This is a genomic window from Syntrophaceae bacterium, assembly GCA_013177795.1.
Lineage (GTDB): Bacteria > Desulfobacterota > Syntrophia > Syntrophales > UBA2192 > UBA2192.
This window is the reverse complement of the sequence record JABLXY010000003.1, coordinates 602647-617876: the sequence shown is the minus strand read 5'-3', so window position 1 is coordinate 617876 and position 15230 is coordinate 602647. Positions and strand designations below refer to the sequence as shown.

Below are 15230 nucleotides of genomic sequence, written 5' to 3'. Positions count from 1 at the left end.
CGGCCGCCGCGGGCTGAGCGACAACACCGCAACCTGTTGCGCATCCACGGGGTTTCGACATGAAGCTGGCCAGAAAAGACCTCCTGGGCATCCAGGAGCTGAGCGTCGAGGAGATCAACCTCATCCTCGACACGGCGGACTCCTTCATCGACGTCTCCACGCGGGAGATCAAGAAGGTGCCGACCCTGCGCGGCGTGACCGTGGTGAACCTCTTCTACGAGCCCAGCACGCGCACGCGCACCTCCTTCGAGATCGCCGCCAAGCGCCTGAGCGCCGACACGATCAACATCGCCACCTCGACGAGCAGCGTCGTCAAGGGCGAGACCTTCATCGACACGGCCCGCAACCTCGAGGCCATGAACCCGGACATCATCGTGCTGCGCCACAGCGCCGCGGGCTCGCCCCACATGCTCTCGCGGGTGGTCCGCCAGTCCGTCATCAACGCGGGCGACGGGGCGCACGAGCACCCCACGCAGGCCCTGCTGGACATGATGACCATGCGGGAGAAGAAGAAGCGCCTCGCGGGCCTCAAGGTGGCCATCGTGGGGGACATCGCCCACAGCCGGGTCGCCCGCTCGAACATCTACGGGCTCACCAAGATGGGCGCGAAGGTGAGCGTGGGCGGCCCCATCACCATGATGCCCCGGTACATCGAGCGCCTCGGCGTCGAGGTCCACTACAGGCTCGAGGACGCCATCCGGGACGCCGACATCATCATGATGCTGCGCATCCAGCTCGAGCGGCAGGAGACGAACCTCTTCCCCTCGCTCCGGGAGTACGCGCGGTACTACTGCCTGAACCGCACGAACATCGCCGCGGCGAAAGACGACGTCCTCATCATGCACCCGGGCCCCATGAACCGCGGCGTCGAGATCTCGCCGGAGGTCGCCGACGGCCCCTACTCGGTCATCCTCGAGCAGGTCACCAACGGTGTCGCCGTGCGGATGGCCCTTCTCTATCTCTTGTCGGGAGGCAAATCATGACGACGCTGCTCAGGGGGGGACGGGTCATCGACCCCTCGCAGAAGATCGACGACGTGCTGGACGTTCTCATCGAGGGGGGGAAGATCGCCGCGACGGGGCGCAATCTCGTGGACGACGGCAAGGGGAAGAGGAAGGATGCCGGCCTCACGGTGATCGACGTCCGGGGCAAGCTCGTCGTGCCGGGGCTCATCGACATCCACACCCACCTGCGCGAGCCGGGCTTCGAGTACAAGGAGACCGTCGAGTCGGGGTGCGCGGCGGCCGTGGCGGGCGGCTTCACGTCCATCGCGTGCATGCCCAACACCAACCCCGTCAACGACAACCGCTCCGTGACGGAGTTCATCCTGCGGCAGGCCCAGAAGGCGGGCCTGGCCCGCGTCTACCCCATCGCCGCCGTCAGCAGGGGCTCCGAGGGGAAGGTGCTCACCGAGTTCGGCGATCTCAAGGAGGCGGGCGCCGCCGGTTTCTCCGACGACGGCAGGCCCGTCATGCACTCGGGCCTCATGAAGCGGGCCCTCGAGTACGCCCACTCGCTGGACATGCCCGTCGTCTCCCACTGCGAGGACCGGCAGCTCTCGACGGGGGGGCTCATGAACGAGGGCCTGGCCTCGACGGAGCTGGGCATGCCGGGGATCCCCACGATCGCCGAGGACATCATGGTGATGCGGGACATCCTGATCGCCGAGTACGTGGGCACCTCGGTCCACATCTGCCACGTCAGCTCCGCCGGCGCCGTGCGCATCATCCGGCAGGCCCGGGAGAGGGGCGTCCGGGTCACGGCCGAGACGGCCCCCCAGTACCTGCTGCTCACCGACGAGGCCCTCAAGGGCTTCGACACGAACTGCAAGGTCAACCCGCCCCTGCGCAGCGCCGAGGATGTGGCCGCCGTCCGGGCGGGGCTGCGCGACGGGACGATCGAGGTCATCGCCAGCGACCACGCCCCGCACTCGGCCATCGAGAAAGAGGTGGAGTTCGAGTACGCCGCCAGCGGCATGGTCGGCCTCGAGACCTCGCTGGGGCTGTGCTGGAAGCTGGTGGAGGAGGGCGTGCTGACCCCGTCGGAGCTCATCGCCCGGATGACGGCGCATCCCGCCCGCGTCCTGCGGATCCCCGGCGGAACGCTGAAGAAGGGCGCCGATGCCGACGTGACCGTCATCGACCCGAAGAAGGCCTGGACGGTGGACATCCGGAAGTTCCGCTCCAAGAGCCGCAACTCGCCTTTCGACGGCTGGAAGCTCCCCGCGAAGGCCGTCCTCACCATCGTGGGGGGCGAGATCAAGTACAGCGAACTGTAAGGGCGGGGGCAAATCCTCTCCCCTGTCGCCTCTATGAAGACGTCTCAGAAAACAAGGGCGATCGTTTTGCGGTCGCTCGACTACGGCGAGTCGGACCGCATCCTCACGTTCCTCACCGACGACTTCGGCAAGCTCAAGGGCATCGCCAAGGGCGCACGGCGCAGCAGGAAGCGCTTCGCCAACGCACTGGAGCCCTTCTCGCTCACCACCCTGCTGTTCTCCCGGAAGGGGCGCAGCGGGCTTGCCCTCATCGAGGGATCCGATGTCATCCGGCACTTCGCCGGCATCCGGGAGGACCTCGACCGGACCCTCGTGGCGGCCTGCGTGGCGGAACTCGCCGAGCACTTCTCCGTGGAGGGGAAGAAGAACCTTCCGCTCTTCGACCTTCTTGCGGATTTTCTCGACTTCATCGAGTCCGGCCGGATGACCGAGACGGCGGAGCGGTTCTTCGAGCTGCGCCTCCTGAAGGCGGCGGGATTCGAGCCGGTGCTGGACCGGTGCGTCACCTGCGGGGCGCCCCTGGAGATGATCGCGTCGCCCCGGTTCGACTGCCGGGAAGGGGGGATCCGCTGCCCGCGCTGCGCCGCAAGCAGCCCCGACAGCATCCCCGTCTCCGCCGGCACCCTGCGAACCCTGCTGATGGGCCGGGACATCGACTTCGTGAGGATGCCCCGCGTCGTGCTGTCGGGACCCATGGCGCGGGAGGGCCGGGAGGTGCTCGGCTGCTTCATCCGCCACCTCACGGGCCGGGAGCTCAAGTCCGCGGGCGTCCTGGCGGAGATCCGGAAGCGCTATACAGATAGAAGTTGAGAAGCTACGAAGTTGAGAAGTTCGGAAAAGCCGGACGGACGCGTTCGGCCATCGGTTTGTCCAAGCTTCCCAACTTCACAACTTCCCAGCTTCCCGTTTTTTAGTTGACATACCCCCCTCTTAGTGCTACTTGTCGCGCTCGACAGATCCCCGTTTTAACAGGTGTTTTGCGCGACGGGGCGTTTCTTCGATCAACCGGCTGCCCCCTTGGGCCGCACAGCGGGAGGTGACGGACGTGACCTTTCAGGAATTGGTTCTTGCTCTGGACAAGTACTGGGCCGGCCAGGGCTGCATCCTGCAGCAGCCCTACGACCTCGAGGTCGGTGCCGGCACCTTCAACCCGGCGACGTTTCTGCGCTCCCTGGGCCCCGAGCCCTGGAACGTGGCCTACGTGGAGCCCTCCCGGCGCCCCACCGACGGCCGCTACGGCGAGAACCCCAACCGGCTGCAGCATTACTACCAGTACCAGGTCATCATGAAGCCCTCGCCCATGAACATCCAGGACCTCTACCTGGACTCGCTCCGAAGCTTCGGGATCAACCCCCTGGAGCATGACATCCGCTTCGTCGAGGACGACTGGGAGTCCCCCACGGTGGGCGCCTGGGGACTGGGCTGGGAGGTCTGGCTCGACGGCATGGAGATCACCCAGTTCACGTACTTCCAGCAGGTGGGCGGCATCGACCTCAACCCCATCTGCGCCGAGATCACCTACGGCATCGAGCGCATCGCCATGTACCTCCAGGGCATCGACAACGTCTACGAGCTCGAGTGGGGCCACGGGATCAAGTACGGCGACGTCCACCACCGGGGCGAGGTGGAGTGGTCGCATTACAACTTCGAAGAGGCCAACGTGGAGATGCTCCGCAAGATCTTCGACATGTACGAGGCCGAGGGCATCCGGATGGCCGAGAGGGGCCTCGTGCTGCCCACGTACGACTGTTGCCTGAAGTGCTCCCACACCTTCAACCTGCTCGACGCCCGGGGGGCCATCAGTGTCGCCGAGCGCACCACGTACATCGGCCGCGTGCGCAACCTCGCGCGCCTGAGCGCCGAGGGCTATCTCAAGCAGCGCGAGCAGATGGGCTTCCCGCTCATGGGGAAGTTCCGCAAATAGGAAATATTGGAATGATGGAATGGTGGAACCATGGGGCTTTTTGAATAGAAGAATTCTTCTTCATTCACCCCCAATATTCCATTGTTCCATTATTTCAAATGCAACCGAAACAAGACATATCCGACATACACGCATGCAGCGATTTCATGGAGTAGATTGATGCCGAAGGAGCTGTTTCTCGAGATCGGGACGGAGGAGATCCCCGCGGCCTTCCTGCCGAAGGCGATCGCGGACATGGAGGAGATGATCCGGAAGGAGTTCGCCGCGAACCGGATCCGGCACGGCGCGGTCAAGGCCATGGCCACACCCCGCAGGCTTGCGCTCTGCGTGGCCGGCGTGGCCGAGAGGCAGGAGGACCAGCTCATCGAGAAACTCGGCCCTGCCAAGAAGGTCGCCTACGATGAGCAGGGCAACCCCACGAAGGCCGCCCTCGGCTTCGCGAAGGGACAGGGCATCGACATCTCCGAGGTGGAGATCATCACGACCGACAAGGGCGAGTACATCGGCGCCCGCAAGAAGCTCGAGGGCGAGGAGACCGCGAAGCTGCTGCCGACGCTGCTGCCCCGGTTCATCCTCTCGATCCCCTTCAAGAAGTCCATGCGCTGGATGAACCTCGAGATCCGCTTCGCCCGGCCCATCCACTGGATCGTGGCCCTCTTCGGCGGCGAGGTGATCCCGTTCCGGATCGAGAACATCACGAGCGGCGACACGTCCCGCGGGCACCGCTTCATGAGCCCAAAGCCCTTCAAGGTGAAGGGGTTCAGGGACTACCTCGCCAAGACGCGCAGGCGCTTCGTGCTCGTCGACCCCGAGGAGCGGCGCCGGATCCTGCTCGAGGAGGCCTGCAAGGCCGCGGCCGCCGTGGGCGGCAGGATCCTCGAGAACGAGGACCTCGTCGGCGAGGTCTCCTTCCTCGTCGAGTACCCGTCGGCGGTGCTGGGCAACTTCGAGAAGGACTACCTGAAGCTCCCCAAGGACGTGCTCATCACGACGATGATTGCCCACCAGAAGTACTTCCCCGTCGTCGACGGGTCGGGCAATCTCATGGCGCACTTCGTGACGATCAACAACACCGTGGCGAAGGACCCCGCCGTCGTGGCCCGGGGCAACGAGAAGGTCATCCGGGCGCGGCTGGCCGACGCGAAGTTCTTCTTCGAGGAGGACCAGAAGACCCCCCTCATGACGCACTTCGAGCAGCTCAGGAAAGTCGTCTTCCACTCGGCCCTCGGCACGTCGTACGAGAAGGTCATGCAGTTCCGCGAGCTGGCGGCCTGGATCGCCGACCGGGTGAACCCCGCCCTCAAGGACACGGTGGACCGGACGGCCCTGCTGGCCAAGGCCGACCTGGAGACGAAGATGGTCTACGAGTTCCCCGAGCTGCAGGGGATCATGGGGCGCGAGTACGCCCTGATCCAGGGCGAAAACCCCGTCGTCGCCAGGGCCGTCTACGAGCACTACCTGCCCACCTCGGGCGGCGGCGACCTGCCCCGGACCGATGAAGGCGCCATCGTGAGCATCGCCGACAAGACGGACACCATCGTGGGCTTCTTCGGGATCAACGTGATCCCCACGGGGACGGCCGACCCCTACGCCCTGCGCCGCCAGGCCCTGGGCATCATCAACATCATCCTCGACAAGGGCTACCCCCTCGAGCTGCCCGAGCTCGTGGACCGCAGCATCGCGATCCTCGCGAAGAAGCTCAAGCGCCCCGCCGAGGAGACGAAGAGGGACGTCCTGGAGTTCTTCAAGGGCCGCTTCGCGAACCAGCTCGTCTCCCAGGGGCGACCCTACGACGTGGTGGAGGCCGTGCTGGCCACGGGCCTCACGAACCTCGTGCAGGCCATCAAGAAGATCGAGGCCGTCGAGGCCACCAAGGGCAACCCCGACTTCGAACCGCTGGCCGTCGCCTTCAAGCGGGTCAGCAACATCCTGAAGGACTTCCGGGACGGCCGCGTCGACCCCGCGCTCTTCGAGCACGAGGCCGAGGGGGCCCTCTACAGCGCCTACACGGAGATCCGGAAGAAGGCCGAGGCCCTCATCGGGACGGGCAACTACAGGGAGGCGCTGCTCGAGATGGTCCGCCTGCGAAAGCCCGTGGACGACTTTTTCGAGGCCGTCCTCGTCATGGCCAAGGACGAGAAGGTGAGGTTCAACCGCCTTTCGCTGCTCGAGGCCGTGTCGAAGCTCTTCCACCAGGTGGCGGACTTCTCGAAGATCGTGACCGAAAAATAGGAAAGCGGGGCACGGGATCCGGGCCCCCGAAGATGACACACAAACAAAGGATCGGGGAGATAACTCTTCGATCCTTTTTTTATGGCCCTACGTTGCCCGGGGTCCCTGCGGCAAACGCGTTCACACACCCGCCGCCGCGGCGGGAGACGCTTCCTATGAACCGCAGGAGGGGAAACGTTTCAACTCAGATTCCGCTGCACCGGAACAGCGTCACCGGGCGGGATTCGTACCAGGCTCTGAGCGTTTCTGTGTCGATTCTCCGCTCTTTCCGGATGCGGTAACCGTTGTCCTCGAGCCGTCGTTGGAACTCCCGGGTGAGGTCCGCTCGGATGAAGAGCACCGTCGTCCAGCGGTCTGTCTCGAGGATCACGAAGTCATAGCCGCCCGCAACGGCGACGGGGTCACCCACCTGGTTGAGCTCCCGGCTGAGATTCGCCGCAAAGTGGAAGGCCCTCTCCGGGTCCTCCTCGAACCGGAGTCGATCCGGGGCCTTCGCGTTTTCGTAGGTCCGGTACCAGAACACCTCGGGCCGCTCGCGCAGGAGGATGTCCGGGTTGACCCGGATGCGTCCCAATCGGGAGAAGAGATCGCTGCGGGCGATCGCGGGGTTTGTATACCCCCAGAGATCCACGATCTCCCGGTCGTTCATGTACCCGAAGGCGTTGAGTTCCGTCGTGGCGACTCTCCACCCGTCAGGCAGGAGACGGTCGACGATCTGGCCGCCCACCGTGTAGGGCGGCGCCGGTTCACCGGGGCTCCGGGACTGATCGCTCAGCATCGTCGCGACGCCGAGGCCCGGCACGACGGCCAGGCAGAGTGCGATGCCGAGGGCCCGACGGAACCCCCCGGCGGAAAAGAGACGCCGGCTCTCCAGGACGGGGGGAACCCCTTGACGGTCGAGGTACAGCAGGGCGAAAACGGCCAGCATCAGTTCGAAGCCGACGTAGTACCTCCCGTCCCCGACCGGGTTGTAGGCCGTCGCCGTGTAGAACACGAAGAGGCCGCCCATCACGAGAAAATGCCATCGGATCTTCTTCTCGTCGAAGTTGCGGACGAAAAGCGCATAGGCGACCACCAGCGTAAAGAGGGCCTGCTGGGGCTTCGCGAAAAACAGTCCGATCAGCCATAGCTCATACAGGCTCAGGAGCGGAATCAGGCAGGGCCGGAACGACTTGAAGACGATGGGGTTCGGGACCCAAACGCCGTAGAAGAATCGGCACAGGGCACTGTAGAGCAGGAGAGCACCCAGCGCAGCGGCGATCTGCCGCACCGGCACGACCCGGTCATGCGCCCAGGACACGAGGAAGACCGACGCGCTGTACAGGACGGCATCCGGCCGGATGAGCGGCATCACGGCGGCCGCCCAAAGGGCTCTCTCTCTCCTGCCCTCCAGGTGGCACCAGAGGCTGGTGAAGAACACGAGCGAGAGGAGGCCCCCGCCGAAGCCGTTGGAGAAGATCTTCACGAGCGAGGGGTTCGCGGCGAAAAGCAGGAGCAGGCCGAGCCGCAGGCCGAGGTCCCGGCTTGCGAGGCAGCGGTCGAGCAGCACCAGGTGCAGGCCCCCGATCAAGAGACCGAGCGCGAAATCCGCGTAGAGCAGCGACAGGTGACTGAAGGCAAAAGGCGCAAGGAGGAGGTAATAGAGAAATTCGACAGTCCCGGCCACCGGCTTCGCCGGGGAGAACGAGAACAGGCCGTGGTGGTGGAGGTTGTAGGCGTGTTCGAGGTTGACGAAGACCTCGTCGAGGTAGAAGCGGGTGGCGATGAAGGTCCCCAGGTAGGCAACGGCGGCAACGGCAAGGGCAAGCTTGTTTTTCAGGGCCGCGCCGATGCGCTCACCCGACCGCAGAAGCAGAAACGCCGGGATCGCAGAAAAAAGCAGGATCAGCGCCCCGACCTTCCAGGAGGGAAACCATTCCGTATAGAGCAGCAGGGAAAGGGGATCCCCTGCGTATTGATGCCAGTAGATCATGGCAAGCGGTCCCTCCGGTCAGGAGACACCCCGCAGCAGGCGCAGGATTCCCTGCCGGAGCCAGGCACGGTGCGTCGTGCCGGTCTTTCGGTGCGCGGCGTCGAGATGGGCCGCATACCAGTCGTAAGATGCCGCGAGGGCCTCGGCATTGCTGAGGCGCGGCTGCCAGCCGAGCTGCGTCCTCGCCTTGGCGACATCGAAGAAGAAATCCTTGTGATAGGTGTAGTAGTGCCAGTCCGCCAGCGGCGACAGGCGCATCGCGTCCAGGGCCCGCAACAGGGGAATGGCCAGCGCGGCGGGGATCGACCGGATGCGCGATCGTGACCCCGCGTGCGCCGTGAGCGCCCCGAGATCGTCGCGGAGGGTCCCGAAGCGGTCCGTCCCGATGTGGAACAGATCATTCGATGCCCGTTCCGCGATCCGGATGCAGGCGTCGGCCAGTTCCGAGACCTCGACGAACTGGATCCGGTTCGTCCCGGGGCCGATGAGGTAGATCGTCTTTCCGGCGCGAACCCAGTCGAAGAGGATCGAAAAGATCCCCAGGCGGCCCGGCCCGATGACGGTGCGGGGGCGAACGATGGAGATGTCGAGCCCCTTCGTCCTGTAATCGAGACAAAGGGCCTCGCCGTCGGCCTTGGAACGGGCGTAGACGCCGATCGGGTCCAGTGCGGCGGTCTCGTCGAGAGGGCTCGGCCTTCGGACCCCCAGGACGGCGGAGGAGGACATGTGGAGGACCTTCGAAACCCCGTGCCGGAGCGCCCCGTCCAGGACGTTCTTCGTCCCTCCCACATTGACGTCCCAGAAGGCCCGGCCGGCCTTGGAGATGGGAACGAGGGCCGCGATGTGAAAGACCCTGCGGACCCCCCGGCAGGCCTCGATCACGCGCTCGCGGTCCCGTACGTCCGCCCGGACGAATTCCCAGCGCCCCCGCGGCAGGTCACCTTCCGGGGCGGCTAGATCGAGAATGCGCACCCCCTCGCCGCGCGACAGCAGTTGCCGCGCTATGTTGATTCCGATGAACCCGGAACCGCCGGTGATGAGATTCATACGGACTCCGTTGATCCTTCCGTTCGCATTCAGCCTGCCCCGGCTTTCCCGTCGCCGCGGGGAGCTGCAGGAGATACCCTGTTTCACTCCCTCAGCGGTAAATGATGACCGATGACGACAGGGCCCAGAGGAGAACGCTGACGAGCAGCGGCCCGTCCGTCAGGATCACCTCCGTGGGTGAATCGCCGAGCTGTTTCACGTAGAGCAGGTAGTAGTACCGCATGAGACCGTAGAGAACGAAGATGGAGGACAGCAGCAGGCCCTTGGTCCCGAACTTCCCGTAGGCGTAATCCGATACGGTGTACAGCATGTAGGAGATGATCACCCCCGTCGCGGTGATGAGGAGGAGGCTGTCGAGAAAGGGGGCGTTGTACTCCTCCAGCACCCTGCGCGTGCCCCCTCGCACCGGGCTCCGGGCGGAGAGCAGCTCCGCCCGGCGCTTCCCGAAGCCGAGAAACAGCGTGAGAAAGATCGCGGCCACGTAGACCCACTCGGAGGTCTCCGCCCTGACCAGAACGATTCCCCCGAGAATCCTCAGAAAGAACCCCAGTGCGATGACGAAGACGTCGACGATGACGACGTGCTTCAGGTATGCCGAATAGGCGAGGTTGACCAGGATGTAGACGCTCAGGACGACGCCGAAGTCCCGGGCCAGCCCGAAGCCCAGGACGACGCAGGGAACGGAGACGGCCGCGGCGGCGGCGAGGGCGGTGACGGCGGAGAGCTTTCCCGCCGGGATGGGGCGATGCCGCTTGGCCGGGTTGCCGCTGTCGGCCGCCCGGTCCAGGACGTCATTCAGGATGTAGACGCTGCCGGACACCAGGCAGAACAGGACGAAGCCGGCCAGGAGCTCCAAGTTGGCCTGGAGGTCCATGAGCTTCTTGCTGAAAATCAGCGGGGCGAAGATAAAGCCGTTCTTCACCCAGTGATGGGGCCGCATGGAAACGACCACATGGGAAACGACGCCGTTCGAAAGGGTCAGCGTCCGAGGGATCATGGCAGCAGCCCCTTGCTCCTGCACCACGCGATGGACCGCCGCATCCCCTCGCGCAGTTCGACCGCGGGTTCGTACCCCAGATCGGCCCGCGCCTTCTCGACGCTGCAGGCGATGTTCTTGTTCATCTCGCCGGCGACATGGATATTCATCTCGTAGAGGCCGAGCGACTGCAGGCACCCGTCGGTCCACTTGCACAGTTCCGAGAGCGCCCCCGGAACGAACCGCGGCTTCAGGGTCACGCCCAGCAGGTCCGCCACGGTCTCGTAGATCTCCAGCATCGAGTAGGGACGCCGGTCGGCAATCCAGTACAGGTTCCCCGCGGCCTTCTCCGACAGGGCGGCGAGGATGAGCGCCTGGCAGGTGTTGTCGACGTAGGACATGGAGCGGAGATTCTGCCCGTTGCCGAACACGATGGGCTTCCCGCCGCCGATCATCTTGAAAAACCGGGTCTGGCGGGCCGGCTGGCAGGGACCGTAGAACCAGCAGGGGCGCAGGATGACGGTCTCGATCCGCCCTGCCTCATGGAACCGCCGGACTTCCAGCTCGGCGTAGTATTTGCTCAACCCGTAATTCATGTAGGGGTTGTAGGGCGATTCCTCCGTGAAGAGCTCGTGCGCCGATGGATTCAGTCCCGCCGGCGAGTTGGAACTCACGTAGACGAACCGCTTCACCCCCGCATCCGCCGCGGCGTGGAGCAGGTTGCGCGTCCCGTTCGTGTTGACGTCGTAGACACGGCGGACATGGAACAGGGGCGGGTGGATCATCCCCGCGATGTGAAACAGGACGTCCATGCCCTCGCACACGCCCTTCAGGGCATTCCGCGTGATGTCCGCCCGGGCGATCTCGACCGCGGGTGACAGTTCTTCGATGGCCCGGGTTTCCACCCCCGGCTCCACGACGCACCGGATCCGGTCCCAGGGCAGAACGGGCCCCTGATTGCCTTCAAACCCGCGGAGGAGAATCTCCAGAAACCGGTTTCCCAGCCAGCCCGGGACACCCGTGATGAGCACATTCATGCAGGACTCCTTGATCGGTTTCTTTGCTCTTCTGCCTGCTTTTTTGCAAGATCTGTGCATGAGGGGCGCGGCAATCGCGTCCCGATCCTGTTCAGTGATGCCGCCGGCCCGAGTACTCGATGATCGAGATGATCACGGTGATCAGAAAGGCCTGCCCCACGAGCAGGATGCTGTCGATCGTCCGGGCGTTGCGCAGGGCGATGGCGCTGATCCCCAGGGTGGCGGACAGGGTGTAGATGAAGAGGACGACCTTGCGCTTGTCCCCGAGCAGCTCGTAGAGCCTATGGTGCAGGTGGTCCTTGCCGACGTAGTCGATCCACTCGCGGAAGCTGCGGACCTTCCCGGTCGCGATGCGCTCCACGGTGATGTAGGTCATGTCGAAGATGAGGACCCAGAAGATGAGGACGGGCGCCGAGAAGGAGACGATTTCGTTGTCCGTGACCGCCCACTCGCCCTTGACGGCGATCGCCGCCAGGACGAACCCGACGAAGGTGCTCCCCGTGTCGCCGAGGAAGATGCCCGCGTCGCGCTTCATGTTGAAATTGTAGGGCAGGAAGCCCAGGCAGCTGCCCAGCATGGCGATGGCGATCCACCCCATGGTGGGCTGCCCCGTCTGGTAGGCGACGATCCCGAGGAACAGGGAGATGATGGCCGCGACCCCGGCCGCCAGCCCGTCCATCCCGTCGATGAAGTTCATGGAGTTCGTGATCCCCACAATCCACATCACCGTGAGGAACGAGTCCAGGGCGAACCCCCAGACCGTCTCGTTGGGGAAGAGGTCGAGGACGATCCCCTCACGGATCATGACCGCCACGACCAGCAGCTGGACGAGGAGCTTCCAGCGGGCCGGGATGTCGCGCCAGTCGTCGATGACGCTGACGATCGCCACGACGATGCCCCCCGCGAGCACGACGAGCATCTGGTGATCGAGGATCATGTTGGCGAACAGCGATGCGTTGAAGGCGAGGATGATCGCCAGCCCGCCCAGCAGCGGCGTGTTGCGCTCGTGGATCTTGCGGCCCCCGGGGACGTCCACGATGTCGAGCCGCATGGCGGCCCACATGATGAAGGGGGTGAGCGCCCCCGCGAGACAGCACGACAGCAGCAGGATGTAGAGCCAGCGCTTGCCCAGCTGAAAGAAAAAATCGCTGAAGGCAGGAATGATGAGCAGGCACGACACGATGGTTGCCACGAACCAGAAGATCCGCCGCGGAAGAATCTGCCTGAATGGAGCGGTCAGCATGCCCGGCTCGCCTGTCCCAGGGGCCTTTTTTCCTGCGCCCGCTCCGTGCAGTGCCTCGGCAGCACGAGCCGCAGCGCCTTCACGACGGTTTCGATCTCGGCGGCGCCGAGAGCCGGGTACAGCGGAATCGACACGGCCCTGCGCCAGGCCTCTTCGGAGGCCTCATACCCCGAAAGCCCGAGGTAGCGGTGCAGGGGCTTGAAGACGGGCCTGCGGCACTCCACGCCGCGCCGCCGCATCTCGTCGATGAAGGGCCCCGCGTCCCCGTCGAGCGTCAGCACGTACCGGTACCAGACGGGCTCGCCGTCGGCCGGCGCAAAGGGCACAGGCAGGCCCAGGCCCCGCAGCACGTCGCCGTAGAGGTCGGCGATCTCCCGTCGGCGGGCGATGAAGCCGGCGAGCTTCCGCAGCTGGCTCAGCCCGAGGGCCGCCTGCAGGTCCGTCATCTTGCAGTTGTAGCGGACGCGGAACTGCTCCTTCTCGTCCATGGCACGCAGGTCGCGGACCTCCGCGAGAAGGGTCTCGTCGTTGCCCAGCACCATGCCGCCCTCGCCGGTGGCCATCATCTTCGTGGCGTAGAAGGAACAGACGGCGAGTGACCCGTAGCCTCCTGTGCGCTTGCCGCGCCAGCGGCTCCCCAGGGACATGGCCAGGTCCTCCACGACGGGCACGCCCAGCGAGTTCAGGGCATCCAGGTCGGCCGGGGTCCCGAACATGTGGGGGACGATGACGGCACGGGTTCTCGGGGTGATCCGCCGCCGCGCGTCGCCGGCCGAGAGGTTGAAGGTCGCAGGCTCGATGTCGGCCACCACCGGGGCGGCCCCCGTGTGGAGCACGGCGTTGAGCACGGCCGGGCAGACGTAGCTCGGCACGAGGACCTCGTCACCCGGGCCCACCCTCAGAGCCAGCAGGGCCAGGTGCAGCGCCGCCGATCCCGAGCTCACCGCCACGGCCCCCCGGACGCCGACATACGAGGCCATGCGGCTCTCGAAGCGGGCGACTTCCCCGTCCTGGGCGAGCTGCCCGGAGAGCAGGACCCGCTGGACCTCGCGTGCGTCTTCCTCGTCGATGGAGGGCCGGGAATGGGGGATCATGGTGATGTCGCCTTCTGGAATCACCCGCCCAAGCAAAAAAGCCCGGGGGGATCCAATCCCCCTGACATCCCCCTTGTCAAAGGGGAAAGAGGGGGATTTCGTCCTTCACATGTTCACGAACAGCCGCAGCGGCACGAACCCCTCCGCATACTGGACCCTGCCCTGGATGCCGCGGAAGACGGCCGTCGAGGTCGCCACGTCCGTGATGGAGAGGCCCTCGATGTTGGTCTTCATCACCTGGGACCGGTGCGCCAGCAGCGCGTCGATCTTCTTCGGGAGCGTGTCCTTGATGTCGACGAAGACCAGCGGGCTGAAGTTCACCGTCGTGGGGACCTCGTAGAACAGGACGTTCTTCACGTAGCGCGTGGCCGAGACGGTGGCCTTGCTCAGCGAGCGGTGATCCTGGTGCGTGTCGTTGCCGCAGTTGACGAAGATGAAGTCGGGGCCGATCTTCCGGATGAGCACCTCGATGTCGCACACCATCCGGTTCATGTGGGGGGAGAGCTCCGTGTCGTTGTACCCGCCCCAGATCAGGTCCTTCGCCCCCAGCAGCGCCGCCGCGCGTTCCTGCTCCTGCCTGCGCACCTCCGCCTCGCCGCCCCGGGCGCCGTTGGACATGACGAGCAGGTAGATGTCGTGGTGACAGCCCGCCTGGGCGTACTTCAGCAGATTGCCGGCGCAGCCGATCTCGATGTCGTCGGGATGGGCGCCGATGGCCAGGATCTTCACGACAGCCCCCTCAGGATGGGGAGGCTCGCCTCCCCGTGGTTGTAGATCAGGTCGATGACGGACAGGTGGGACTCGAAGGCCCCGAAGAGCTGGTCGTACCGGGGATGACGATAGTCCTGGAAGACGACCTCGATGCCCGCCCGCTCGTACTTCGACAGGTCCATGTAGCCGTGGCCGCCGCTTCCGGCCAGGTAGGTCCCCGCCCCGAAGTGCTTCGTCAGCGCGATGAGGCGCTCATCGGGGTCCTCGGGGAACGACCCCAGCTCGGAGGCCACGTAAATCGGGGTCGTGATCCCCAAAAGAGCGGCCAGGCGCCTGACGACGTGGATGTTGAGCGCGGCGACCGTTTCCCAGCTTCGCGAGAAGAGGTCCTCGAAGAAATCCTCCAGGATCCCCCAGTGGGGCGCCCTGCGGTAATTCGTGGCCAGGGCCTGGCGCTGCCGGTGCTGCCAGCGCTCGCGGCTGTTGACCCCCACCTCGCAGATGCGCTGGGGGTAGCGGTACGTGACGGGCACCGTGAGCCACTGCGGGCCCTGGGCCGTCTTGATCCGGTTGCGGTTCTGCCACTCGTTCTTCTTGTACTGCACCGTGTCGAGCAGGACGAAGACGTCCGCCCGGTCGATCTTGTCGAAATAGCCCAGCCAGGGAAGGTACTGCGGCTGGTGCACGGAGACGATCATCGCGATGCCCCTTTACGC

At 65.2% G+C, this 15230-nt stretch carries 13 protein-coding genes; 5 read left to right on the top strand and 8 right to left on the bottom strand.

Going from position 1 to position 15230, the window contains the following annotated elements; genetic code table 11:
- The first annotated feature begins 59 nt into the window (after nucleotides 1–59).
- From HPY67_12710 to HPY67_12690, 5 genes are all read left to right on the top strand, one after another.
- Nucleotides 60–983, top strand: coding sequence for an aspartate carbamoyltransferase catalytic subunit (locus HPY67_12710; protein ID NPV05583.1), 924 nt, complete (start codon nucleotides 60–62; stop codon nucleotides 981–983).
- Nucleotides 980–2278 carry a dihydroorotase gene (locus HPY67_12705; GenBank protein ID NPV05582.1) on the top strand — a complete coding sequence of 433 codons (1299 nt, stop codon included), beginning with the start codon at nucleotides 980–982 and terminating at the stop codon, nucleotides 2276–2278. The genes HPY67_12710 and HPY67_12705 overlap by 4 nt, the downstream gene beginning before the upstream one ends.
- 66 nt (nucleotides 2279–2344) lie before the next feature.
- Nucleotides 2345–3088 (top strand): DNA repair protein RecO, encoded by a 744-nt coding sequence (recO, locus tag HPY67_12700; GenBank protein NPV05581.1) that lies wholly within the window; start codon nucleotides 2345–2347, stop codon nucleotides 3086–3088.
- A 235-nt stretch (nucleotides 3089–3323) separates the two neighbouring features.
- Nucleotides 3324–4202, top strand: coding sequence for a glycine--tRNA ligase subunit alpha (gene glyQ, locus HPY67_12695; GenBank protein ID NPV05580.1), 879 nt, complete (start codon nucleotides 3324–3326; stop codon nucleotides 4200–4202).
- 159 nt (nucleotides 4203–4361) lie between these two features.
- Entirely contained in the window at nucleotides 4362–6434 is a 2073-nt protein-coding gene (locus tag HPY67_12690) for a glycine--tRNA ligase subunit beta (GenBank protein ID NPV05579.1), read from the top strand.
- Nucleotides 6435–6618: 184 nt separating this feature from the next.
- Here HPY67_12690 and HPY67_12685 read toward each other — a convergent pair whose 3' ends face one another.
- The 8 genes from HPY67_12685 to HPY67_12650 all read right to left on the bottom strand — a co-directional run bounded on the left by HPY67_12685 (nucleotide 6619) and on the right by HPY67_12650 (nucleotide 15212).
- Nucleotides 6619–8406 carry a hypothetical protein gene (locus tag HPY67_12685; protein NPV05578.1) on the bottom strand — a complete coding sequence of 596 codons (1788 nt, stop codon included), beginning with the start codon at nucleotides 8404–8406 and terminating at the stop codon, nucleotides 6619–6621.
- Between the two features lie 18 nt (nucleotides 8407–8424).
- Nucleotides 8425–9453, bottom strand: a complete 1029-nt coding sequence (locus tag HPY67_12680; GenBank protein ID NPV05577.1) for an NAD-dependent epimerase/dehydratase family protein — start codon at nucleotides 9451–9453, stop codon at nucleotides 8425–8427.
- A 91-nt stretch (nucleotides 9454–9544) separates the two neighbouring features.
- Entirely contained in the window at nucleotides 9545–10450 is a 906-nt protein-coding gene (locus tag HPY67_12675) for a decaprenyl-phosphate phosphoribosyltransferase (protein NPV05576.1), read from the bottom strand.
- Entirely contained in the window at nucleotides 10447–11466 is a 1020-nt protein-coding gene (locus tag HPY67_12670; protein ID NPV05575.1) for an NAD(P)-dependent oxidoreductase, read from the bottom strand. Before HPY67_12670 ends, HPY67_12675 begins: the two co-directional genes overlap by 4 nt.
- Nucleotides 11467–11557: 91 nt before the next feature.
- Complete coding sequence (locus HPY67_12665) at nucleotides 11558–12709, bottom strand: undecaprenyl/decaprenyl-phosphate alpha-N-acetylglucosaminyl 1-phosphate transferase (GenBank protein ID NPV05574.1); 1152 nt, start codon at nucleotides 12707–12709, stop codon at nucleotides 11558–11560.
- Entirely contained in the window at nucleotides 12703–13803 is a 1101-nt protein-coding gene (locus HPY67_12660; protein NPV05573.1) for a DegT/DnrJ/EryC1/StrS family aminotransferase, read from the bottom strand. The genes HPY67_12665 and HPY67_12660 overlap by 7 nt, the downstream gene beginning before the upstream one ends.
- A gap of 105 nt (nucleotides 13804–13908) precedes the next feature.
- Nucleotides 13909–14532: a PIG-L family deacetylase gene (locus HPY67_12655; protein ID NPV05572.1), complete on the bottom strand. Its 624-nt coding sequence runs from the start codon at nucleotides 14530–14532 to the stop codon at nucleotides 13909–13911.
- Entirely contained in the window at nucleotides 14529–15212 is a 684-nt protein-coding gene (locus HPY67_12650; protein NPV05571.1) for a WbqC family protein, read from the bottom strand. The genes HPY67_12655 and HPY67_12650 overlap by 4 nt, the downstream gene beginning before the upstream one ends.
- Nucleotides 15213–15230 lie beyond the last annotated feature (18 nt).